Annotated in this window: 23 protein-coding genes and 2 pseudogenes; 21 read left to right on the plus strand and 4 right to left on the minus strand. The window is 50.5% G+C overall.

Annotation, left to right across the window (positions count from 1 at the left end; all coding sequences use genetic code 11):
* Positions 1-4: 4 nt before the first annotated feature.
* The 7 genes and pseudogenes from C233_RS22430 to C233_RS0107860 form a co-directional block, all read left to right on the plus strand.
* Positions 5-1,156: pseudogene (locus tag C233_RS22430) on the plus strand (YWFCY domain-containing protein); the annotation flags it as partial.
* 573 nt (positions 1,157-1,729) lie between these two features.
* Entirely contained in the window at positions 1,730-3,547 is a 1,818-nt protein-coding gene (locus C233_RS0107830) for a reverse transcriptase domain-containing protein (RefSeq protein WP_025068863.1), read from the plus strand.
* Between the two features lie 107 nt (positions 3,548-3,654).
* Positions 3,655-4,533: pseudogene (locus C233_RS0107835) on the plus strand (TraM recognition domain-containing protein); the annotation flags it as partial.
* A 223-nt stretch (positions 4,534-4,756) separates the two neighbouring features.
* A complete protein-coding gene (locus C233_RS0107845; protein ID WP_018667045.1) occupies positions 4,757-5,290 on the plus strand; it encodes a DUF4326 domain-containing protein in 534 nt (177 codons plus the stop codon).
* 37 nt (positions 5,291-5,327) lie between these two features.
* A complete protein-coding gene (locus C233_RS0107850) occupies positions 5,328-5,609 on the plus strand; it encodes a hypothetical protein (protein ID WP_025068865.1) in 282 nt (93 codons plus the stop codon).
* Positions 5,606-5,860, plus strand: a complete 255-nt coding sequence (locus C233_RS0107855) for a DUF6926 domain-containing protein (RefSeq protein WP_018667047.1) — start codon at positions 5,606-5,608, stop codon at positions 5,858-5,860. Before C233_RS0107850 ends, C233_RS0107855 begins: the two co-directional genes overlap by 4 nt.
* Before the next feature lie 11 nt (positions 5,861-5,871).
* Positions 5,872-6,369 (plus strand): hypothetical protein, encoded by a 498-nt coding sequence (locus C233_RS0107860; protein ID WP_018667048.1) that lies wholly within the window; start codon positions 5,872-5,874, stop codon positions 6,367-6,369.
* Between the two features lie 321 nt (positions 6,370-6,690).
* Here the strand turns inward: C233_RS0107860 and C233_RS0107865 are convergent, their stop codons facing one another.
* The 3 genes from C233_RS0107865 to C233_RS24685 form a co-directional block, all read right to left on the minus strand.
* Positions 6,691-7,785: an RloB family protein gene (locus tag C233_RS0107865; protein ID WP_025068866.1), complete on the minus strand. Its 1,095-nt coding sequence runs from the start codon at positions 7,783-7,785 to the stop codon at positions 6,691-6,693.
* The gene (locus C233_RS23220; RefSeq protein WP_018667050.1) at positions 7,772-9,013 is read right to left on the minus strand and encodes an AAA family ATPase; all 1,242 of its coding nucleotides are present in this window, start codon (positions 9,011-9,013) and stop codon (positions 7,772-7,774) included. Before C233_RS23220 ends, C233_RS0107865 begins: the two co-directional genes overlap by 14 nt.
* A 521-nt stretch (positions 9,014-9,534) precedes the next feature.
* Positions 9,535-9,801: a hypothetical protein gene (locus tag C233_RS24685; RefSeq protein ID WP_025068867.1), complete on the minus strand. Its 267-nt coding sequence runs from the start codon at positions 9,799-9,801 to the stop codon at positions 9,535-9,537.
* Between the two features lie 112 nt (positions 9,802-9,913).
* On the opposite strand from C233_RS24685, the gene C233_RS0107880 reads away from it, so the two are divergent.
* From C233_RS0107880 to C233_RS0107930, 11 genes are all read left to right on the plus strand, one after another.
* Positions 9,914-11,674, plus strand: coding sequence for a DUF3945 domain-containing protein (locus C233_RS0107880; RefSeq protein ID WP_018667051.1), 1,761 nt, complete (start codon positions 9,914-9,916; stop codon positions 11,672-11,674).
* 45 nt (positions 11,675-11,719) lie between these two features.
* Positions 11,720-11,983, plus strand: a complete 264-nt coding sequence (locus tag C233_RS0107885) for a DUF4099 domain-containing protein (protein WP_018667052.1) — start codon at positions 11,720-11,722, stop codon at positions 11,981-11,983.
* Positions 11,984-12,073: 90 nt separating this feature from the next.
* On the plus strand, positions 12,074-14,170 hold the full coding sequence (locus tag C233_RS0107890) for a type IA DNA topoisomerase (protein WP_025068869.1): 2,097 nt from the start codon (positions 12,074-12,076) through the stop codon (positions 14,168-14,170).
* A gap of 196 nt (positions 14,171-14,366) precedes the next feature.
* On the plus strand, positions 14,367-14,603 hold the full coding sequence (locus C233_RS0107895; protein WP_025068870.1) for a hypothetical protein: 237 nt from the start codon (positions 14,367-14,369) through the stop codon (positions 14,601-14,603).
* 339 nt (positions 14,604-14,942) lie between these two features.
* Positions 14,943-15,158: a hypothetical protein gene (locus C233_RS0107905; protein ID WP_025068871.1), complete on the plus strand. Its 216-nt coding sequence runs from the start codon at positions 14,943-14,945 to the stop codon at positions 15,156-15,158.
* Between the two features lie 32 nt (positions 15,159-15,190).
* On the plus strand, positions 15,191-16,129 hold the full coding sequence (locus C233_RS0107910; protein ID WP_018667057.1) for a PRTRC system protein E: 939 nt from the start codon (positions 15,191-15,193) through the stop codon (positions 16,127-16,129).
* Positions 16,130-16,131: 2 nt separating this feature from the next.
* Positions 16,132-16,353 carry a PRTRC system protein C gene (locus C233_RS0107915; RefSeq protein WP_018667058.1) on the plus strand — a complete coding sequence of 74 codons (222 nt, stop codon included), beginning with the start codon at positions 16,132-16,134 and terminating at the stop codon, positions 16,351-16,353.
* Between the two features lie 5 nt (positions 16,354-16,358).
* Complete coding sequence (locus tag C233_RS24770) at positions 16,359-16,538, plus strand: hypothetical protein (RefSeq protein ID WP_018667059.1); 180 nt, start codon at positions 16,359-16,361, stop codon at positions 16,536-16,538.
* A gap of 38 nt (positions 16,539-16,576) precedes the next feature.
* A complete protein-coding gene (locus C233_RS0107920; RefSeq protein ID WP_018667060.1) occupies positions 16,577-17,479 on the plus strand; it encodes a hypothetical protein in 903 nt (300 codons plus the stop codon).
* A 3-nt stretch (positions 17,480-17,482) separates the two neighbouring features.
* The gene (locus tag C233_RS0107925; RefSeq protein ID WP_018667061.1) at positions 17,483-18,202 is read left to right on the plus strand and encodes a prokaryotic E2 ligase family D protein; all 720 of its coding nucleotides are present in this window, start codon (positions 17,483-17,485) and stop codon (positions 18,200-18,202) included.
* Positions 18,199-18,987, plus strand: a complete 789-nt coding sequence (locus tag C233_RS0107930; protein WP_018667062.1) for a PRTRC system ThiF family protein — start codon at positions 18,199-18,201, stop codon at positions 18,985-18,987. The genes C233_RS0107925 and C233_RS0107930 overlap by 4 nt, the downstream gene beginning before the upstream one ends.
* A gap of 451 nt (positions 18,988-19,438) precedes the next feature.
* Here C233_RS0107930 and C233_RS24055 read toward each other — a convergent pair whose 3' ends face one another.
* Positions 19,439-19,585, minus strand: coding sequence for a hypothetical protein (locus tag C233_RS24055; RefSeq protein ID WP_018667064.1), 147 nt, complete (start codon positions 19,583-19,585; stop codon positions 19,439-19,441).
* Between the two features lie 23 nt (positions 19,586-19,608).
* Between C233_RS24055 and C233_RS0107945 the strand changes: the two genes are divergently transcribed.
* The 3 genes from C233_RS0107945 (at position 19,609) to C233_RS0107955 (ending at position 22,732) form a co-directional block, all read left to right on the plus strand.
* Positions 19,609-20,736 carry a DUF3575 domain-containing protein gene (locus C233_RS0107945; RefSeq protein WP_018667065.1) on the plus strand — a complete coding sequence of 376 codons (1,128 nt, stop codon included), beginning with the start codon at positions 19,609-19,611 and terminating at the stop codon, positions 20,734-20,736.
* A gap of 14 nt (positions 20,737-20,750) precedes the next feature.
* Entirely contained in the window at positions 20,751-21,659 is a 909-nt protein-coding gene (locus C233_RS0107950; RefSeq protein WP_018667066.1) for a FimB/Mfa2 family fimbrial subunit, read from the plus strand.
* A 110-nt stretch (positions 21,660-21,769) separates the two neighbouring features.
* Positions 21,770-22,732 (plus strand): fimbrillin family protein, encoded by a 963-nt coding sequence (locus C233_RS0107955; protein WP_018667067.1) that lies wholly within the window; start codon positions 21,770-21,772, stop codon positions 22,730-22,732.
* Positions 22,733-22,741: the final 9 nt, after the last annotated feature.

Below are 22,741 nucleotides of genomic sequence, written 5' to 3' on the forward strand. Positions count from 1 at the left end.
CGTTATGCAACAAGAAGATGATTTGAGGGGACTGGCAAAAGTCATGGAGTTCATGCGTGCCATATCCATCGTGTTTATTGTCATCCACGTCTACTGGTACTGTTACCGGTCATTCGTGGACATGGGTATCAACATCGGGGTAGTCGACAGGATACTCCTGAATTTCCAGAGGACGGCAGGACTGTTCAGCAACCTGCTCATAACAAAAGTCTTTGCCGTCATATTCCTTGCCCTCTCGTGTTTGGGTACAAAAGGCGTAAAGAACCAGAAGATGACATGGCGGAAGGTATATGCCGCTTTTCTCGGCGGGCTCGTCCTGTTCTTCATGAACTGGTGGATGCTTGACCTGCCTTTCAACCCGATGGTGAATGCGGTCGCATATACGCTGACGCTCACCGCAGGCTACATTTTCCTGCTGATGTCAGGGGTATGGATAAGCCGTATGCTGAAGCATAACCTGATGGAGGATGTGTTCAATACCGCCAACGAGAGTTTCATGCAGGAGACACGGCTCATGGAGAACGAATATTCCGTGAACTTGCCGACAAAGTTTGTCTATCAAGGCAGGGAATGGGACGGCTGGATAAATGTCGTGAACCCTTTCCGCGCCAGCATCGTGCTGGGGACGCCGGGTTCGGGAAAGAGTTATGCAGTGGTGAACAACTACATCAAGCAGCAGATTGAGAAATCTTTCGCCATGTATATTTACGATTACAAGCATCCGGACCTTTCGGAGATAGCCTACAACCATCTGCTTAAGTACAAGGAACGCTATAAGGTCAAGCCGGAGTTCTATGTCATCAATTTCGATGACCCCAGACGCAGCCACCGCTGCAATCCCATCAATCCGAAATTCATGGCGGACATATCGGACGCCTATGAGTCTGCTTATACGATCATGCTTAATTTGAACAAGACCTGGATACAGAAGCAAGGTGACTTTTTTGTGGAATCGCCGATTATCCTGCTCGCCGCAATTATCTGGTATTTGCGGATTTACAAGGACGGCAAGTATTGCACCTTCCCACACGCCATTGAATTTCTGAACAAGCCGTATGCCGATATTTTCACCATCCTGACCTCATACCCGTCCTTGGAAAACTACCTTTCCCCGTTCATGGATGCCTGGCAATCAGGCGCACAAGATCAGCTCCAACTGCGCCCGTAAGGGCATATAATAAATATAGCTTTGGCAAGCTATTAGGTTCGTGTTCTTTGAAATAATAACCTATCACCAGCCGACTTATCCATTCAACGAAAGACGATGGGGAGTGTAGCATGTCGGCAAAGCCGCAAGTGGACTAACTGTCAAGTCCTGACCGTGTGGCGAGGTGAAAAGACAGATATGAGGATAAAGCCTATACTGGTTGAACGATAGTCCGAGCGGCTCGATGGTTAAGCCTTAACGGAAGACAGTTACAGACGTTTTGCTGTGATACCCAACTTCTCCTTGTAGGTTGATTGGGCAAAAGAACTTATCACGGAGCAACTACATACATAGTAAAGGACGAAAGTCGTATCCGACAATCTGCCATGCCAAATAGTTATTATATGTCTAAACGGGGATTACCTAAATCGGAATGCCTTAAAAGGCTATAAGGTAAAGACCTTTGAATATCCGACATGGTAACAGAGCTTCCGTAGTAGTCCGAGCAAGGGAAAGCCTTGTACATGGCGAAGGGAAGCAGCCAATATCGTTTAATGTCTAATTTTGGAAAATGTGAGAGACATGAAAAGAAATCCGGAAAAGATATTAAACAGTCTGACGCAACACAGTTCCGACTTGGAGTACAAGTTCGAACGTCTGTATCGGATACTGTTTAATGAAGAGATGTACTACATAACCTACCAGCGCATATATGCCAAACAAGGCAATATGACAAAGGGAGTTGACGGAAAGACCGTTGACGGATTCAGTATATCCCACATTGAACAGTTAATTGATACGCTCAAGAATGAGACGTATCAGCCGAAACCCTCACAGCGAGTTTATATTCCGAAAAAAAACGGAAAAATGAGACCGTTGGGTATTCCGACATTCATAGACAAACTTCTGCAAGAGGTTATCCGAATGATTTTGGAAGCAATATATGAGGGCAGTTTTGAAAATTCTTCTCACGGTTTCAGACCGCAAAGAAGTCCACAGACTGCACTTTCAAGCATTCAAAAGACATTCAACAATACAAAATGGTTTATCGAAGGGGACATCAAAGGCTTCTTCGATAACATAGACCACGAAGTGTTGATAGCCATTCTTTCAGAAAGGATTTCTGATGAAAGATTCCTTCGACTTATCAGAAAGTTCCTGAACGCGGGATATGTTGAAGATTGGGTATTCCACAAATCATACAGCGGAACTCCGCAAGGTGGTATCATTAGCCCCATACTGGCTAACATCTACCTCGACAAGTTTGATAAGTATATCAAGGAATACATCGAAAACTTCAACAAGGGAAAAAGACGCAAGGAAAATCCGATTGCAAAACAACTCGGACATCGTAAAGCCAAGTTAGTTACAAAACTACGAAACACTGTTGATGAAATGGAATGTAAACAGTTGTTTGCAGAAATTAGAGAAACTGTCAAAGAACGACTGAAATATCCTGCTGGTGATGAAATGGATAACAGTATCAAACGACTGAAATACATAAGATATGCGGATGATTTTCTAATTGGAGTAATCGGTAGTAAGCAAGATTGTATCCAAATCAAGGAGGACATAAAGCAATTTATGGCTGACAAATTAAAATTGGAACTGTCTGATGAAAAAACTCTGATTACCAATGCAAGAAAACACGCCAAATTTCTGGGGTATGATGTTTTTGTACGAAAGTCCAATGATACACGCAGAGATAAGAACGGTCATTTGACAAGGTCGTTAGATCACAAGATTGTCCTATATGTAACAACCGAAACGATAAGAAAGAAACTTCTTGAATATGATGCTGTGAAGATTGTCAAGCAGAATGGAAAAGAGGTCTGGAAATCCAAAGGTCGTCCATATATGAGATGTCTTGATGATTTGGAGATTATAAGCCAATATAACTCCGAAATCATAGGGTTCTATAACTACTATTCGATAGCGAACAACTGTCCTGTTATTGACTCATTCTATAACATTATGGAGTATAGTATGTACAAGACATATGCCGGCAAATACACTACTTCAAAGAAGAAGATTATCGCGAAGTACAAGAAAAACGGTGTATTCTCCATACCCTACACAAATAAAAAAGGATATGAGGTCAGACGTGAGTTTTACGACAAGGGTTTCAAACGTAAGGAACTGCCGAATCGAAATTTAGATGATAAGTTGCCTAATACAGTCGCTATAACGGGTGGCAGAAATGGTCTAATCAAGAGACTCCAAGCACGGGTATGTGAAAATTGCGGTGCAACAGATAATCTTGAAATGCACCATGTACGCAAGCTCAAAGACTTGAAAGGCAAAAGTGATTGGGAAATAAAAATGATTTCCCGTAACCGTAAAACATTAGCAGTATGTACAGTATGTCATCAGAAAATACATTCGGGAAAGTTAGACTGAATGAGAAGGTGGAGAGCCGTGTACGGGGAGACCTGTCAGCACGGTTCGGAGGCGAGTGCTTGGAAACCTGCCATGGTAAAACATGGCAAGGCGCCGGGTGCTTAGCCAGTGGCCAGATAGCAAGCGCGAAAATCCCGCTTTCAAGGATGATTTCACCGCAGCTTTACTGGGTGATGACGGGCGATGATTTCACGCTCGACCTGAACAATCCCGAACATCCGAAGATACTCTGTGTCGGTAACAATCCTGACAGGCAGAACATCTATTCCGCCGCCCTCGGACTGTACAACAGCCGTATTGTGAAATTAGTGAATAAAAAGGGACAAGTCAAATCCTCCATCATCATAGACGAGCTTCCCACAATCTATTTTCGCGGCATTGACAACCTGATTGCCACCGCCCGCAGCAACAAGGTGGCGGTCTGTCTCGGCTTCCAGGATTTCTCGCAATTGACCCGTGACTACGGAGAAAAGGAAGCGAAGGTAATCCAGAACACGGTGGGCAATATCTTCAGCGGGCAGGTCGTCGGGGAAACGGCCAAGTCGTTGTCCGAGAGGTTCGGTAAAATCCTGCAACAGCGCCAGTCCATCTCCATCAACCGCCAGGACACCTCGACATCCATCAACACGCAGCTCGATTCCCTGATACCCGCCTCAAAGATTGCGAATCTCTCGCAGGGTACGTTCGTGGGCAGCGTGGCGGACAACTTCGGGGAGGAAATCGAGCAGAAGATTTTCCATTCCCGCATCATCGTGGACAGCGAAAAGGTGTCGGAAGAAATGAAAGCATACAAGAAAATACCGGTCATCAACGAGTTCAGGGACGAGGACGGGAACGACATCATGCAGCAGCAGATCGACCGTAACTACTCCCGGATAAAAGCCGATGTGCTGCAAATTATCGAGGAGGAATTGGAGCGCATAAAGAATGACCCGGAATTAAGACATCTCATTCCGCAGGAGAACGGGGAGGGTGAAAACGGATAGGCAGGAATGCACCGCTGTTTTATTTCAGCCTGCAAAGGTCGTCCCGTGCCTGTCGGATTGGGCAAGGCCGGGCCCTTGCGGGTTTTCGGGAAAATCTTCCGCGCTGCGCTTGCGGTATTTTCCCGAAAAGCCTTGCGCAATCCGGCACGGAACGGTAAGGCAGGCAAGAAATAAAATATCGGCTCGCCGAGCCGGGAATGTTCAACTAAAAAAACAACAAGTCATGAGCAAGACTAAAGTGGTCAATATCCGCAAGGAATCCTGTGATGTATATATAGGAAGGGCGGGACGTGGAAAAGACGGTTATTTCGGGAACCCGTTCAGGCCGGATGCGGCAATGGCAAGGGGCGACACGCTGGAACGTTACAGGAAGTATTTTTACCACCGTTTAGGCACGGATGAAGAGTTCCGAAGACGGATCGGGGAATTGCAGGGCAAGACATTGGGATGTTTCTGTAAACCGAACCCTTGCCACGGGGATATCATAAAGGAATATCTGGACCGCATCGAAGGGAATGCGGAAGAAGTCGTCATCGGCAAGACCTATTGGAAAGGATGTGCCTACCCGGTCAGGGAAATACATGCCGGCAATCGCACGTTCAGGGTGTCGGTGGAAAGCCTGTGCGATGAACTGGTGAACGACATGCGCAATGGCGTTTATGAGGCAATGGAGGCGAACGAGGAGATTGACGGTTATTGCACGGACGAGGAGCTGTGTACCTTGACCGATGCCGCCTTGTATGAAATGTGCTGTTGAAATGAAATAAAGTTCAAACAATAAAAACAGAAAGGACATGAGAAAGAGAAGCAACTTCACCCCGATGAAAAGGCTCCATGAGATTCTTGACAGCTATGGACTGAAACTGATGGAAGTGGGGACCAACCACCTGAGAATATTCTTTGGCAACAGGAAACTGTTCGACTACTACCCGCTGCGGATGAAACTTTTCGATTACCGGCAGTGGCAACAGCTGACCTATCCGTCGCTCGTGGACGGTACGGACAAATGGGAAACGGAGATGAAAGGCATCATCGACAGCCTTATGGGATTATCGCAACAAACATCGGAACCATGAATAGGGACAACAGACAGACGCTCGTTTGGGACAATATTCCCGAATGGGCGATTTTCGCATTGGAGTACGGTATCGAGGAGGAACTGTTCCTGGCGAATGAGGATTTGGAGATGATAAGCCGGTTCACCGGAGAGAATTTCCCGAACGGCTACACGATGAGCGTGGATTGGGAATCATGCACGGAGTTCAATCCGTGTCCGGCATTCGGGAAGCCGTGCAAAACGTATAAGGTAACTTTTGTAACACCATAAAATAACTTGAAATGAGAAAGATAACATTAAGCGGGTACAATTCCATCCCGGAGGATTATCGCGGGATTTGGACTGTCGAGCGTTGGGACTTGCCGGATTGGGCGGAGAAACGGGAGAAATACATGGGAAAGCGCACCATGATGGTGTATGACAAGGGAACGCGCCTGCTGGTTGAAGGACTCGGGTTTGAAATCGTGGACGACAGTTCATGGAAAAAGCCGGATGAGGTCAGAAAGGAAATAGGCGGCCACTATCTGGAATTCTACAGCGAGCAGGGACATGAGCCCCATTATGCGGACTGTATCATCCGATGGCACGACACGCTGGAAACGGAAGAAGCAAGGATTGCATTGGCAATGGATTCCGACACGGAAAAGGACGATGAGATATTCTTCTACTGTAACAGCGTGAATGACTTGAAATCACTGGCGGACAAGGGCAAGGAGGACTTTGCCATAGCCGGATGCCTCGGTTTCGGGATGTACGAAGATTTATTACAAATAACTTAAAATTATCGGATATTAAAATCAAAGATAAGGCCCGCAATGACCTTGTCCTCTCATATTCAGACAGTGGATTGCGGAACCTTCACAGCCGATACAGGTATAGGTATAAAAAACAAGAAATCCCCGTCGTAATGACCGGGATTTCTCTACTTCCTTTTTATAGTGCAGATGCGACGACTATGCTCGCACGGGCACTTTTAATACTACAAAGGTAAGCATTACCTTTGTTCTGCCAAACAAATATACGGTTCTGCTTAAAATTGCTATTCATGGAATTAAAATAAGATTTTTGCAGAAAATCCGCAAAAATCAAATATTAAACTCTCATATAGCAAATTTAGGCAACAGCAATATCTCTTTTCCAGAAGTAACTTCAATGGAAATAACCTGGGTCGGTTCGAGTTGGCAAGGTAGCAGTTTCATTTCGTCAGGTTGCAGCAAAAGCACATTGTCATTTAATTCCCGCCGGGACTTTTCTTCCCAATCATATATGACGAACATCCCTTTTCTGAAAAGTTCAACCCCGTCTTTGCTGTTTGTTACAATCAAGCCATCTTCGCCGAACCCGACTGACCAGTCACAGCCATGTTCCTTATATTCAAATGTGCTGCCATAGCCGACGGTCTCTTTGCCGATCAGCCTGCCGACAAGGATATCCACGTTTGTATATGGATTTCTATTGTAGACAGGTTCTTCCGTGTTCAAGTCACTTTCAGCCCTTAACCTGCAAGCATTGACCATCCCTTTCACCAGATTATCCTTGACAAGAGGAAATGTGGATTCTGAAGATTTGGTTTCCTGCCAATATCCTTGTTTTCTCGCATAACCGTTTATACAGTTCTTGCCGCCACAGTCTTTTTCAGGATTCTTTCCGGTACCGCATTCAAATATATGTTTTTTACCCCGGATCTTTTCCCCGCATTCCGTTTCATTGAAACAATGGTAAACGTATTCAAAATGGAGAAGAAGATAATATTCAAAACTGCGACTGGAGAATGCGATATTGACTTTCTTCCCGTCAATTTCCTTACCGGCTTCCGCCAAGGCTTCTTTATGCTTCGGATGCTTGTCCTTGTCATAGACAGCCCAGGATTCATCAACCCCTTCTGACAAGATTTGCCGTGCATACCGTACCCACTTTAATGGCGGGGCTCCGGTTATTACCACATCTTCAGCGGCATCCTTCCCGTCTGTCTTGATTTTGCGCTTTTTCCCTTTGTAGCTGCCTCTGGAAGAATTATCCTCTTCTTCATCCTGTGGAATGTAAGGTTGTGGGATGGTACGGACATCCATGCCGTCATTGCCTTTGCAATACAGGTCGCACAGGCTCGTAAAGAACAGCGGCTCGGTCTTGTCCCCTTCGCACACTATCCTTATTACATAGTTGCTGTGACGTGTATTTTCGTTATTCCTTGCCATCCTCCACAAAGAGTTTTTCCAATGATTGCAATGAAGGCACTCCTCCAAATTTATTGTTCAAATACCATTTGGCAAACAGGGTGTCTTCTCTCACATCATCAAAGTCCGAAAGTGTGAACATTTCCGAAACTCCGAACTTGTCTTTCTCCGTAAACCAGACCTGGTCCTTACGGATAGTATTCTGGTCAAGAAGATTCACATCATGCGTGGTGAAAACCAACTGTGCGTTCTTCTTGTTGATCCGTCCATTCCTGAATATGTCAACAATCAGTTGTGTAATGTAAGAGTGGAGACCGGAGTCCATCTCGTCCACAAAGAACGGACTGCCACTCTGCAATGCCTGTAATATATGGCAACCGATGATGAACAACGCCCTTGTTCCAAAGGATTCCTCTTTCAATGGCAAATCTGTCTTTCCGATGCTTTCGCCATCCTTGTACAACCCGTGCAGGCTTGTCACTTCCACATCGCCGCTTCGCTTTTCCAATTGGAAATCTGCCAGTCCGGTATCCGCGAAAGCCAGAAATTCGGCGAGCATCTTCTTGTTGTCCGGACGGGAATAAAGCCACCTGAGCATTTCCTTGTCTTCCCCAAGTACGGTATCTTCATGGAAACCGTTGGAGATGACCATGCCCGCCAAATACTTTGCGGCATTGGTTATAGGCTCACAGGGCGTGTCCTTCAAGAACTTTGAAATCAACAGCTGGTTCTTGAACACGTTGAACGGTTTGGATGTGGAAAGGCTTGAACCGAACTTGATCGTATCCGATTCCTTGTCTTCCGGAAGTAATGTACGTTCATAAAGTAACGTCTGCTTGCCGTTAGGATAGGATATCAATGATTCGGATTCGATTTGCAGTCTGGAAAAACTGATTTCATACTTGTACCTTATTCTTTGTGTGATAAACTCCATAGAGAATTCTATCGGTGCGTTTGCTGTTGCACTGTCGAACTTGAAAGGCTGGTACAAAGTGATATCTTCACCGACACGATTATCCAGATTCAGTACCCAACGCCTGAAACCATACAGGAATTTTATGATGTTGGTCTTTCCGGAAGCGTTGGCACCAAAAATCAAGGAAATTTTCAATGCCTTCTTGTTGCCCTCCGCCTTAGTTTCAACCTCACACAGATTTTCGGCCTTTGCTTTTGAAGAGGTCGGTTCGGTTGTAAATGAGCATGTACCCTTAAACGAACGATAATTCTTAAATTCCAGGTTTAATATCATAGTCCTGCTATTTTTCTGCAAAAATAGTGTTTTAATTTTGTGTAGACAACTTTTTTGTCTGATTTTTGCGGATAATCCGTAAAAATCAGGCTTAAATTTGGTGTATTCATTTTTAATGAACGGTGCCATAAAATGAACATGAAAAGTACCACTTCCATGCAATGATTATGCGAAAGTAATGATTTTCTGACTATTTATATGCACCCGTTACGCTTTTCTATATCATACAAGAGCTTGCTTCCATATTCTTCCATAAACAGCCATCTTAAGTCCCGCTTCACTTGGCAAGTCCCTTCGGAGAAGGTAACTCGGAGGGCGAATACCTCCACGTTCAAGCCTCCGGTTTTCGGACACAAAATTCCCTGCGGTAATTTTCCGCCCGAAAAAACGCTCCGGTATTGCCGTCCGAGTTGAAGAAATGACCGGGACTTGGCAAGCGAAGCGACCTACGACGCATGATACAGGGTCACAGAAAAGAATCCGGAGGGGATATTTTATCCGGATCCTGCCGTCCCAATGCGTTACGACTTCTGAATATACCCCGCAGAAGGCTGTCTGCCGCCTGTCCCCAGGAATACATCAAACCGGGACAAGGGCTGCGCTCGCTCCCAACTCTGCATATTACAGGCTTTCTCTTTCCCGTGCTTTGCCCTTCGGTGCGGTTTCGTCCTGCCTTTTCCCGTCTGCGGTGCGGCTCGCGTCGCTATCTCCCTGCTCCCGTTTGTTCCTGTCCCTGCCTTGACGCTCCCGCCTTCTCCCGTCCGGGTTTCCGTCCTGCGGTGTAACATGATGACATCTGATGTTATATATATCCCAATACTCTGTAAATCAGTTATTTATCAAATATAGTCTTATATATTTGCAGTGACAACATCAGTATTAACGCTAAAATTTTCAATTATGGCAAAGAAAAATGCAAGGGAAGAACCCCGACCGCAAACCGCCGAGAACGAGCAGATGAGCGACATCGTGTTTGTCCTCGACAAGATGGAGCTGCTTTTACAGGCGGTGTCCGAAATCGGGAAGGACGGCAAGTACAAGACGGTGGCGGCCGACAAGGAACACCGCAACTCCTTCCTGAAGATAGACCGCTATGCGGACATCTTCGAGAACTTCATCAAGAATTTCTGGAGCCAGCTCAAGGACCCGACACGTTTCGGCATCCTTTCCGTCAAGGAGGAGGGCCTGGACGACCCGAAAGTGCAGCAGGCAATCGAGGACATTGCCGCCGGAAAGAAGACAAAAGCCGTGGAGGAATTTCTCAAGCAGTACGAGATTGTTCCACGAAACAAGGAAAACCAAAGTATCAACCAACAAAATCAAGAAGAAATGGCAAAGAAAAATGAAACACAGCCGCAGGTTGCCGCAGCCGACAGCCAGCAGCAGAGCACGTACCGTTACAACGAGTCCATGATCAACTGGGAACAGTTGAAAAACTTCGGCCTGTCGCGTGAATACCTCCAGGAACGGGGACTGCTCGAACAGATGCTCAAAGGTTACAAGACCAACCAGACCGTCCCCATCAGCATGAATTTCGGCTCGGCCGTGCTGCGTACCGACGCGCGTCTCTCGTTCCAGCAATCAACGGGCGGGGATGTGGTGCTGGCCATACACGGCATCCGCCAGAAACCCGAACTCGACCGTCCATACTTCGGGCACATCTTCTCCGACGAGGACAAGAAGAACCTGCTCGAAACGGGAAACATGGGGCGTGTGGTCGAGCTGAAAGGACGCAACGGGGAATACATCCCGTCCTTCATCAGTATCGACAAGCTCACCAACGAGGTGGTCGCCATGAAAGCGGAGAACGCCTTCATCCCGAAAGAAATCAAAGGAGTGGAACTGACCGAACAGGAACAGAACGACCTGCGTGAGGGAAAGAAGGTCTATGTCGAGGGGATGACCGCCAAGTCCGGCAACGAATTCAGCGCATTCATCCAGGTCAATGCCGAGCGCAGGGGCGTGGAGTTCATCTTCGAGAACGACAAGCTCTTCAACCGGCAGTCGCTGGGCGGCGTGGAACTGACGCAGAAGCAGGTCGAGGACCTGAACGCGGGAAAGGCGATATTCGTGGAGGGGATGAAGCGCAAGGACGGAGAGGTGTTCTCATCGTATGTCAAGCTGGACGAGGCAACCGGCAGGCCGTCCTACACCCGTTACAACCCCGATTCACCGGAAGGAGCACGCGAAATCTATATCCCGAATGAAATAGGCGGGGTGAAGATTACCGCCGAAGAACAGAAGGAACTGAGGGAAGGAAGGGTCATCTTCCTCAATGACATGGTCAACCGCAAGGGAGAGGAGTTCTCCTCGTTCATAAAGGCCGACCTGGAAACGGGACGCCTGAGCTACTCCCGCACGCCGGACGGCTTCGACCAGCGTGCCGAGTTCAAGATTCCGGACAAGGTATGGGACGTGGAACTGACCAGAAAGCAGCGTGCCGACCTCCAGGACGGCAAGGCGGTGCTGGTGGAAGGGATCAAGGGATATGACGGGAAAACCATCTCGCAGTATGTCAAAGCGAATTTCAACCATGGACGCCTGGACTTCTATAACGAGAACCCCGACCGCAAACGGGACGCGTCGCAACGCAACGTGGTGGCGAACAGCCAGAAGCAGGAACAGGGCAACCGCAAATCAAAGGGGGCAAGCATAGCCTGACAAACGGGTATGAACGAATGAATGTCGAATCTAAAAGAAAGAACGATGAAAAAAGATAATGGAAACAACATGCCTTTCAAGGCTGAAGACGTGAACTGGGACGAACTGGAGGCTATCGGCATCCTGAAAGACGAACTGGAAATGGCGGGGGAACTGGACACGCTCCTCCGTGGGGAGAAAACAGGCGTGATGTCGCTGAGCCTCGTGCTGCTCGGCGTGGACGTGGTGATGGACGCCACCCTCCAGCTGGTAGACAAGGGCGGGACGCCCCTGCTTGAAATCCTCGGCGTGAGCCCTTCGGGGAAGTAACCTCCCGTGACAAGTAAAAAGATGTCAAACCGCCGTTTCCCGCTTTCCGGCACGGAAGACGGGAAACGGCATAAATCTTATCCGATTATTATGATAGCAATCATCGCAGAGAAGCCGAGTGTAGGCATGGACATAGCCCGCGTAGTCGGGGCTGATACAAGAAATGACGGCTACTGTTCCGGTAACGGCTATATGGTCACATGGGCATTGGGCCACCTCGTGTCGCTGACCATGCCGGAAACATACGGTTATACGAAAACCTCACCGCAGGATCTTCCGATGCTGCCCGGCCCTTTCCGCCTTGTCCCCCGCATGGTCAGGACGGACCGGGGCATGGTCCCGGACATAGCCGCCGCGAAACAGCTGAAAGTCATCGACGGGGTATTCGGCAGGTGCGACAGCATCATCGTGGCAACCGATGCAGGGCGTGAAGGGGAACTGATTTTCCGCTGGATATACGCCTACCTGGGATATACCAGGCCATTCAAGCGCCTGTGGATCTCCTCGCTCACCGACGAGGCCATCACCGAAGGGATGGCAAACCTCAGGGACGGCTCGGAATACGACAGCCTGTATGCGGCGGCGGACAGCCGGGCCAAGGCGGACTGGCTGGTGGGCATGAACGCCAGCCGTGCGCTGGCAGCCGTGTCAGGGTCATCCAACAATTCCATCGGACGTGTGCAGACTCCGGCACTGGCCATGGTCTGCGCCCGGTTCAAGGAAAACAGGGGATTCGTCTCCTCCCCTTACTGGCAGCTGCACGCCAGCCTGAAAGGTGAAACCTCCCACCGCCGTTTTTTCCATACCGGGAATTTCGATGACCGGCAAGCAGCGGAAACGGCATACAAGCGTATCTCGCCGGATTCCGTGGCGACAGTCACGAAGGTGGAACGCAGGAAGACCTCGCAGCAACCGCCGCTGCTGTACGACCTGACCGCACTCCAGAAAGACTGCAACGTGTATCTCGACCTGACGGCCGCCAGGACGCTGGATATCGCCCAGGCCCTGTACGAGAAAAAACTGATTTCCTACCCGAGGACGGGCAGCCGCCATATCCCGGAGGATGTCATGCGGCACATCCCTTCCCTGCTGGAAAAAGCTGTCAGGCTGCCGGAGTTCAGGGGATACGGGCAATCCTTTGATTTCTCCAACCTGAACACCCGGAGTGTGGACGGCACCAGGGTGTCCGACCACCATGCCCTGATTACGACCGGCATTGAGCCGGCAAGCCTTTCCGAAGCGGAATCCGCCGTTTACGGGATGATTGCAGGGAGGATGCTTGAGGCGTTCTCGCCATGCTGTGAAAAGGAACTGCTGCTGATGGAATGCCGCCTGGAAGACATGGCTTTCCGTTCAAGGAGTTCTTCCGTCACCAGCCCGGGATGGCGAGACGTGTTCGCCAGGAAAGAGGACAGGGAGGAGGACGAATCCGGGTCGGACGAAGGGGAAGCTGTCTTTGCCGAGGGAGACACGGTTCCGGTCACGGGATACGGGCTGGCGCAGAAAAAGACCATGCCCAAGCCTCTCTATACCGAAGCCACGCTGCTCGCCGCCATGGAAACCTGCGGCAGGGAAATCCCCGACGAACAGGCGCGGGAAGCCGTCAGGGACCTGGGTATCGGTACCCCCGCCACGAGAGCCGCCATCATCACCACCCTGTTCAAGAGGGATTACATCGGGCGCAGGGGAAAGAGCATTGTCCCCACGGAAAAAGGACTCGGCATCTACGAGGCCGTGAAAGACATGCTGGTGGCGGATGTCTCCATGACAGGAAGCTGGGAGAAAGCCCTGGCACAGATAGAACGGCGCACGCTCGATGCCGGTACGTTCATGGCCTCCATCAATGACTACACGTGCAAGGTTACCCGGGAAATACTGGGGCGCACTGTCCCGACAATGCCCGCACGGACGTTCACCTGCCCCAAATGCGGGACTGGCAATGTCATCGTCCGCGCCAAGACCGCCAGGTGCGACCGTGAAGGTTGCGGGCTGCTCGTTTTCCGGAGGTTCCTGAACAAGGAGCTGACAGACCAGCACCTGGAACAGCTCCTCTCCTCGGGCTCCACCAGGCTCATCAAGGGTTTCAAGGGCAAGAAGGGGGTGGCTTTCGACGCGTCGGTCGCTTTCGACGCCGATTTCAACCTGACCCTCTCGTTCCCGAAGAACGGGCGCGGAAAGAAAAAGTGACGCAGCCGTTCCGATTTGCGGGCAAAGGTCGCAGACCGCCTGTCTCCACAGGCAAGGTCGCGCCCCTACGGGGTTCCGTGGAAAAATCATCCTCGCCACGCTGCGGTATTTTTCCCGAAAACCTTGCCTGTGGAAGCGGTCTGCATGGAAGCCCGCAGAATCGGGAACTGCATGTCCCATTAAAACAATGAAGATTATGAAAACAGGAAAATGGATTGAAAGGATAAAGGGTAGCGGATGGACAAGGACTGCGATGGTGGCAGTCGCGGCAGCCATCGTGTTCAGCTGGCTATATACACATGGCGTATCCCCTGTATGGACGGCCGTGGCCATCGTGTGTTTCAGGGGATTCTTCAGGTTTCTCTATCGTGTAGCCTGTTTTCTGGTGGCACTCGCGATAATCCTGTGCATCCTGAGTTTTCTGGTCTTCTGACAGTCCAGTAATGGAAATGCCGTATCATACCGGTCTCCGGTTACAGGCAAAGAAGGGCCGTCCGATTTTCTTGGACGGCTTTTTTTATGCGGAAAACGACGGACAGGGAATGACAAGGGACATGCAGGCATTGGCACCGCAGAACTACAGGGCAAAGGTGGCAAATGCTTCTTTTCGGACGGCAAGGTCGCGCCCCTGCGGGGTTCCGTGGAAAAATCATCCTCGCTCCGCTGCGGTATTTTTCCCGAAAACCTTGCCTTACCGGAAGCATTCGCCGTAAGGCCCTTGTAGTTCAACGGCTACCAAAGCCGAATTATTCACAATTTAATAAATAACATTATGAATCAAGCGATTATCACAAGACAGTCACCGGCTCCGATGCGGATGCCCGTGAGCCGTAGAGAAAAAATCCATGTACCGAAACCGGTTCTCAGACTTCCTCCGAGAGGGACAACGGGACCCGTGCACATCTCCACGCTGCTGAATCCGGTCCTGGAGATATGCAAGCACCCGGACAGGGACCGCCTGCTGGCCGAATTCTTCAAGGACGCATGAAACCATTGTCTAATCATTTAATATCTCAAGTTATGTTTTTTACACAAATCAACGGGTTGATGAACCAGAGTATAGACATCACGATGGTCATCCGTAAATCAGGAAACGGCATGACGGTATCCGTATTGCCGAAGTCGAACGGCCTCAAGGACGAGGCGCAGAACCATATCGTACCGCTTACGCTGACCGGATTGCCGGGAGAGCTTGACGCGGGCTTCATGGAAGCGGTGGCAAAACCGATCCAAAAAGTTTCCGGCCTGCTGACCAATATGGCCGAGTTCGAGAAACAGGCGGACAAGGCCGCCGCGAACAGCAAAGCCGTGAAGGATGCCAAATCCAAGGAAACGAAAGAGGAGAAGGAAAAGCGGGAAAAATACGAGAAACTGATGAAGAAAGCCGGAGAGTACATCACCGCAAAGAACCACAAGGAAGCCGTCGCCACACTCGGACAGGCCAAGGCGTATGCCACCCAGCAGCAGCTGAAGGAAATCGAGGAAAAGATCAAAGCCGAGACGGCGGAAATGGACAAGGGAAGCCTCTTCGGCATGATGGAGGATGCACCGCGGCCTGTGGCTGTTCCGGCGGCAGAAAAAAGCGCCACGCCCCCACCGGCACCGGCGACCACGCGTCCGCATCAGGAAGGAGCACATGCACAACCCTCCTATATCCCGCAACAGGAACAGTACCGTCCCGTACAGCAGCCCGCAGGACAGCCGGTGTACTATCGCCAGCCGCAACAGCCGTATCACGGACAGCCCGGGACATACCCGCCACAGGGACAACCGCCGAGAGCCGAATACGGAAACGGAATGCCGCCCCACTATGCGGGATATCCGCCGATGGAAGCGGACGGCAGGCAGTATCCGCCGCAGAACGAGCCCGCTTACAGGCCCGACGAGTATGCGGAGTATCCGGATTTTCCGGTCGGCATGTTGAATCCACAGTATCAAACCACTAATCAAGCAATGTAACCATGACACTGAAAATCAAAGGAATGACACGCTCATTCAAGTTCAAAAAAGGAACAGAGTATATAATCCTTTCGGACCCCGATCCGAACATCTCGCCGGATATGGTCATGAGCTATTACTCGAACCTCTATCCGGAACTGACGACGGCGACCGTACACGGGCCGGTCATCAGGGATGACATGACGGAATATGAGTTCAAGACCACCATCGGGATAAAAGGATAGGAAGCATGAAGAAAAAAAACAGTAAAAAGAACAACAATAAAAAGCAACCATGTGTACCATTGGACGAACAACAGTCAAGGCAGCTGGCAAGGCTCATCATCGGCCAGACACGGAGGCATGTACGCTACGGTGTGGACAGGGAAGAACGGATTGCGGCTCCAAGCGGGGCCGTAATTCTTTTCTAAGCACGGCCTTGATACCGTTGGCGCAGAAAAGTCTTGTCGTGGATAGTCATGACGGTTGTATAAACGTAATCACGCAGGAAAATTACGAGTTCCTGCGTGATTCGTATTTCAGGTATGCCCTGTTGTTGCAGAAGGAAGGCGTGCACACGCCGGGAAAAAGTGCCGGGGAAGGCATCGCCAATCTATACGACGAGATGAACACGCTTGTAGGGGACGAACTGCATGTAAATATCGAGCAGGAGGGCGGCAGGCTTTTCTTCCGGCTGTGGAAATACCATAAGTGGGGAAGTCTCACGCTGTACTACTTCCCGGTGAAGTTCCTGGAATCGCTCAATCCTGTCTTAAGGAGGATTGCCGTCACGTTTCTCCACAATCTGATGGAGGCCAACGGCATAGGCACCTTTTGGGATGACTATGAAGCGGATTTCATGTTTGAAATATTGTCGGAAGAGGACGACAGCGAACCGGAGGCTTGGAAAGAACGCATGAAACTGGTGGACTCCTATCAGGAAGGGAAAATCGGCAGGCTGCTCAAACGGGTGGAATCGAAATCCTACTACAAGAACCTGCCGAAAGCACTTGAAGCATATACTCCACAAAACGGGTTTGAACAACCTTTGGTCGATGCGATGAAACGGGGTCTCCCGTTCCTGACACCCGAACGGGGCATCATGCAATACGGGTATGACGCCTACTATTCGGAAAATCCGGATTTCCATCCGATGTACCTGCACCAGCAGATAAGGATGGTGTATGACATCAACGATATTGTATCCGAGTATCTCGTCGACTATTACAATTCCTACAGTATGGAGACATACGACATCATTCCGGTGACTACCTGCGACCTGTCGCCTGATACGGAAGAACTGTTCCGGATGGATGACTACCCGGAGCGGTTCTTCCGGTGGGCGGACGAATTCATATCTTTAATCTGTTGAGTTATGTTGGAAACGAATGAACTTACAAAAAAACTGAGGACGCTGCTTCATCCGAGGGCGGCGTTGATTGCCTATTCAGACGAGAAAGACAACTCTTATGCCACTGACAACAGCTATTTTGTCGAGGTAAGGGACATAGACGATGACGGCATGATGGGAGAAGGCCGGCCCGTCACGGTGGATTTCATGAACGAGCTGGTACGAGGTTATTCCGAAAGCCACAGCACCACGCCATACGGCAGGATTCCACCCAATATGCTGTGGTGTGACCCACGCAAGGGCAGCGAGAAATATATCTGGTACAATCCCCCACAAAAGCGGATGATGTTCTTCCACGAATCCCTCAAGATAGAGAGCGCGAAGTATAACCTGCCGGGGGTCATTTATGTAGCCGATGGAAGCTCATTGAGTATCTACGCATACAAAGACAGGAAGCCGACGGAAAAGACGGAACTCTATGCCGCGCCGTTCTTCAACGTGACAGGAGCGAGCGTCTGTTTGGGATCTGCAAAAATAGACAGACCGAAAGAACTGACTTACAGGAACCAGCTGGAGTATTGGGAGAAGAAGTTCTGGCTGACGGAGTTCTCGCACCTGGGAGGAGGGGGCAACCCGACCAGATCAAACCTGGTGCTGGTAACGAAAGCGGCAAAGGACAAGCCTTTCAATCTTGAGGAACTGAAACCTTTGAATAACTTGAAACTGAAAGACATATTGAAATGAAAAGAGCACATTACATAGACAACTACCTGCTGAACCCGCAACATCCGGTCACGGTGAACCTGATAGGTGCGGGAGGGACAGGTTCCCAGGTGCTCACCTGCCTGGCACGGATAGACGTGACACTGCGGACACTCGGACATCCGGGACTGTTCGTGACACTTTATGACCCGGACATCGTTACGGATGCCAACATCGGCCGCCAGCTTTTCGGTTGCTCCGACTTGGGGCTGAACAAGGCGCAATGTCTGGTTACCCGTATAAACAATTTCTTCGGAAATGACTGGAAAGCGGTAGCGGATGTTTTTCCGACCGCGCTGAAAGATACCCGGCGGGACGACATGGCGAACATCACCATCACCTGCACTGACAACATCAAGTCGCGGCTTGACTTGTGGAACGTGCTGAAAGCCGTGCCCTCCTCGAATTACCGAGATTACGAAACCCCACTTTACTGGATGGATTTCGGGAACACGCAAAGTACGGGGCAGGTTGTGCTGGGAACCATACCCAAGAAAATAAAGCAGCCGGCTTCCAAACTGTATGAAACGGTCGGATCACTGAAAGTCATCACCCGCCTTGTGAAATATGCGAGGGTAAAGGAGGAGGATTCCGGACCGAGCTGCTCGCTGGCGGAAGCGTTGGAGAAGCAGGACCTGTTCATCAACTCCACGCTGGCACAGCTCGGATGCAACATACTCTGGAAAATGTTCCGTAACGGCATGATAGAGCATCACGGGCTGTTTCTGAATCTTGAAACGATGAAAGCCAATCCGATTGCCGTATGAACAGGTGAAGGCGGACATCTCATGGACGAAAGATATGCTTATTTAACTGAAAACGGTCCGGGCGAATAAAAATATCGCCCGCCCTATTGCCGTAACGGAAAAGTTTTCATAGATTTGCACAGATGTAAAACGATCATGTATAATCACGGCAGAATATGGAGACCTGTTCTGTTCTTGAACTTTCTGAAGACCGGGACGGGCAGTCCTCTTCTCCACGAAGAGGATACCGTTTCTGCGTATGGCTTCCCTGAGACATGTTTTAACACGGTAGAGGACAGAAAGTCCGGAAATATTTTCAGAAATTTTGCTGAATACTTGCGTGTTCGGATAATTTTTGTACTCTCTCTCTCTCTCTCTCTCTCTCTCTCTCTCTCTCTCTCTCAGGTCACGCGCGTCAAGATACAAAATATCGTTTAATTATCAATCAGTTAGCGGGATTTTTCTTTCCGGATTATCCTGCCTTTTCCTGCGGAACACATGCTATAAATCCCATACCTCCCCCGCTACCGTTGCGGCAGCGGACAGAGGATTGTACACTTTCCGGCGGTATGCGGTACATGGATATGCCATGCCCGTATGTCGCCGGAAAGTCTTTCATGTAGAATCAATAAACACAAGTGTATGAATCTGAAAAAGCCCATATTGACATTGCTGTTCGTGCTGTCGCTTCTGCCTCTTGCGGCGCAGGAACCGGCGGACACATCCTACCTGTTCCGTTTTAAGGCAGACAATGACATGTTCTACGTCCCGTTCGGGGAGAACGGGAAAGAACTGCAACGCCTTCAGGAATGCGTGAAGCGTCACAAGGCTGACATCCTTGCGGGGAAAATTCCCCTGCATGTGGACGGCTACAGTATTTCCGCATCCACCGAAGCGGAAAACCTCGCCATGGCGAAGACCCGTTCCAACCGTGTGAAATCGGAACTGATAACCCGCAGCGGGCTTGTGGAGAAATGCTTCACCACATGCAACCATGCCTCGGACGGAAATTTCGTCACGGTACGCTTCGCAATACCGGCAGAGAAAGATGTCCCGGACAGTACGCAAACGGAAGCCGACAGTATAGCTGCGGAGCGTGCGAAAGCGGAACAGGCGGAGAAAGCCCGTCTTGCCGCCGAGCGTGAAGCTGCCCGGAGAGCCGAGGAAGAACGCCTTGCGGCAGAACGTGCCGAACAGGAGCGCAGGACGGCCGAGGAAGCCGCACGCAAAGCCGAACTTGAGAAGACGGAAGCCGAAAGGCTCGCTGCCGAAGAAACTGAAAAGGACGACTATACTCTCTCCCTGCGTGCGAACCTGCTTCGCTGGGCGACATTGACACCCAACTTGGGTATCGAGTGGCGCGTCAATCCGTCATGGGGTATCTTGGTGAACGGGGCATATACCTCATGGGCGTGGAACGACAAGGACAGAAGATATGCCCTTTGGGAGGTGTCGCCCGAAGTGCGCTATTATATAGGTAAAGAGAAACGCGGTTATATCGGTGCGATGTACAAAGCCGGGCAGTTCAACTACAAGTTCTCCGCAACCGGCAAACAAGGCGACCTGATGGGCGGAGGCATTACCGGCGGTTATCAGTTGCGGTTGAACAAGACCCTCTCGCTCGACTTCAACCTCGGCATCGGCTGCGTCCATGCCGACTATGAGAAATACGAGGTTATCGACGGGGTGCGTGTACGCCGTGGTACGGAGAGCAAGAACTGGTGGGGTCCCGTGAATGCGGGTATCACCTTAGTGTGGAAACTGTTCTAACGGAAGGAGGAAAAATGAAGAAGATATTAAAGAATATGCTGGAAAATATACGTTCACGGGAAATAACGGTCGTCCGTAAAACGGTTTTGCCGATGGCGGCAGTGACCCTTACTTTCGCTGTCACGATGACAGGCTGCGTGAAAGACGAGCTTTTCAATACCCCACATCCCGACAAAGGGGCTGTAGTGCTCGATATAGGCGGGTTGCCCGGCGGAGACGGATATACAGTCGATATAGACGGGCGGACATTCGAGACGACCGGAAGCGCGTTTACCGTGCCCGACCTGTTCGAGCCGGGGACACATACCGTAACGGTATATAACCGTCCCGAAGGCTTTTCCGTGGAAGGGCTTGTCGCCCGTGTGGCTCCTTTGGGGGCAGCAGTCCGTGCGGCTGACGGGCTTATACACCCCCTGCCCGGATATCTGCATTCGGGGACACGGCAAATAGAGGTCACGGCGGATGACAGTCTGAAAGTGGAGATGTCCGTATCGCAGCGGGTACGCGACCTGCATCTGGAACTGACCGTCACCGAAGGCGACCCCGAACGGATAGCGTCTGTCAGGGGAACGCTGTCGGGCATAGCCGGAGCATTCGACCTTGCGGCGCAGCAGACCACCGGCGAGGCTGTCTCCACGGCTGTCGAATTTATCCGTACGGGAGACAGGCTGACTGCCGACGCACGGCTGCTGGGTATCATGGGCAGCAAACAGACCCTTCTGCTCGACATCGTGTTCACCGACGGACGGACGCAGACGACGGGAAGCGACCTGACGGACCATCTGAAAGACTTCGGCAACGACATGACAGAGGCATTCCGGCTGGCAGGCGACCTGAACACCCCGATAGAAGCGGAAATGAGCGCCACCATCGACAACTGGCAGCCGGGCAACGGCGGCGGTGAAGATGCGGACATAAAATAAACGATTAAGCCGAGGGCAGAACCGAACTTGTTCGGGTTATGCCGAGGCAGAGTGATTGTAGATTGAAAATCTAAAGTAACAAGGAAACTGAATAAATAAAATAACAGACTATGCAAAAAATGAAAGTGACGATTACCGGGCTGCTTGCACTCGCCGTATTGGCAGGATGCAGCAACGATGAAAACCTGCCCGGAGGGAATGACAACAATGGCCGCGTGGCGTTGCAAGTGACCAGCGGTATCCAGACCCGTGCCTACGATGACCGGTGGGAAGCCAATGATGCCATCGGTGTCTTCGCACTGATGCCGGGAACCACTGAGATAGCCACCGATGAAACGAGCGGGACGGCACAGGGCAACAGGCAGTACAGTACGTTAGAAAATGCACTCGGCACATTCAACCCTGCCGACGAAAACGCGACCATCTACCTGCCGGTGGACGGAAGCACACGCGACTTCACCGCCTACTACCCGTATAAGCCGGAAATGGCGGGCAGCACCTACAAGATAGACCTGAGCAATCAGGCAGAGCAGAAAAACATCGACTTTATGGTCAGCACGACGCAGCAGGCAGAGGGAAGCAGCAAGACCAAAGGCATCAGCAAGACCGACCCGTCCGTGCAGTTCCGCTTCGAGCACAAGCTTTCAAAGGTGCGCCTGAATATCGAGACCGGAAACGGCTTCGCGGGCAACTACAGTGAGTTGGCGGGCATGACGGTAGCCCTCACGGGACAGCAGACGACCGCCGACTTCGACGTACTGACTGACGACAAAGTAGCCATTGCGAAAGGTTACGAAGGCATCGACCTGCTCACCGCAGAAAACGGCCGGACATCCGAAGGCATCGTGATGCCGAGCAATGACTATGACGGGATGCAGTTCGAGTTCCACGTCAAGGGGCACGAGCAGCCTTACGTGTGGGAGCTGAACAATTCGGAGAAAGCCACGAGATTTGATCCGGGCAAGGAGTACATCTACAACATCACCATCCACAAGACCGCCATCGAGATTACGGCCACCATCAAGGACTGGGAACAGGGCAACGCTGACGGCGAAAGCGGCAGTGCGGAATAAGGGACAGGA

This window comes from Bacteroides gallinarum DSM 18171 = JCM 13658 (assembly GCF_000374365.1).
Taxonomy (GTDB): domain Bacteria; phylum Bacteroidota; class Bacteroidia; order Bacteroidales; family Bacteroidaceae; genus Bacteroides; species Bacteroides gallinarum.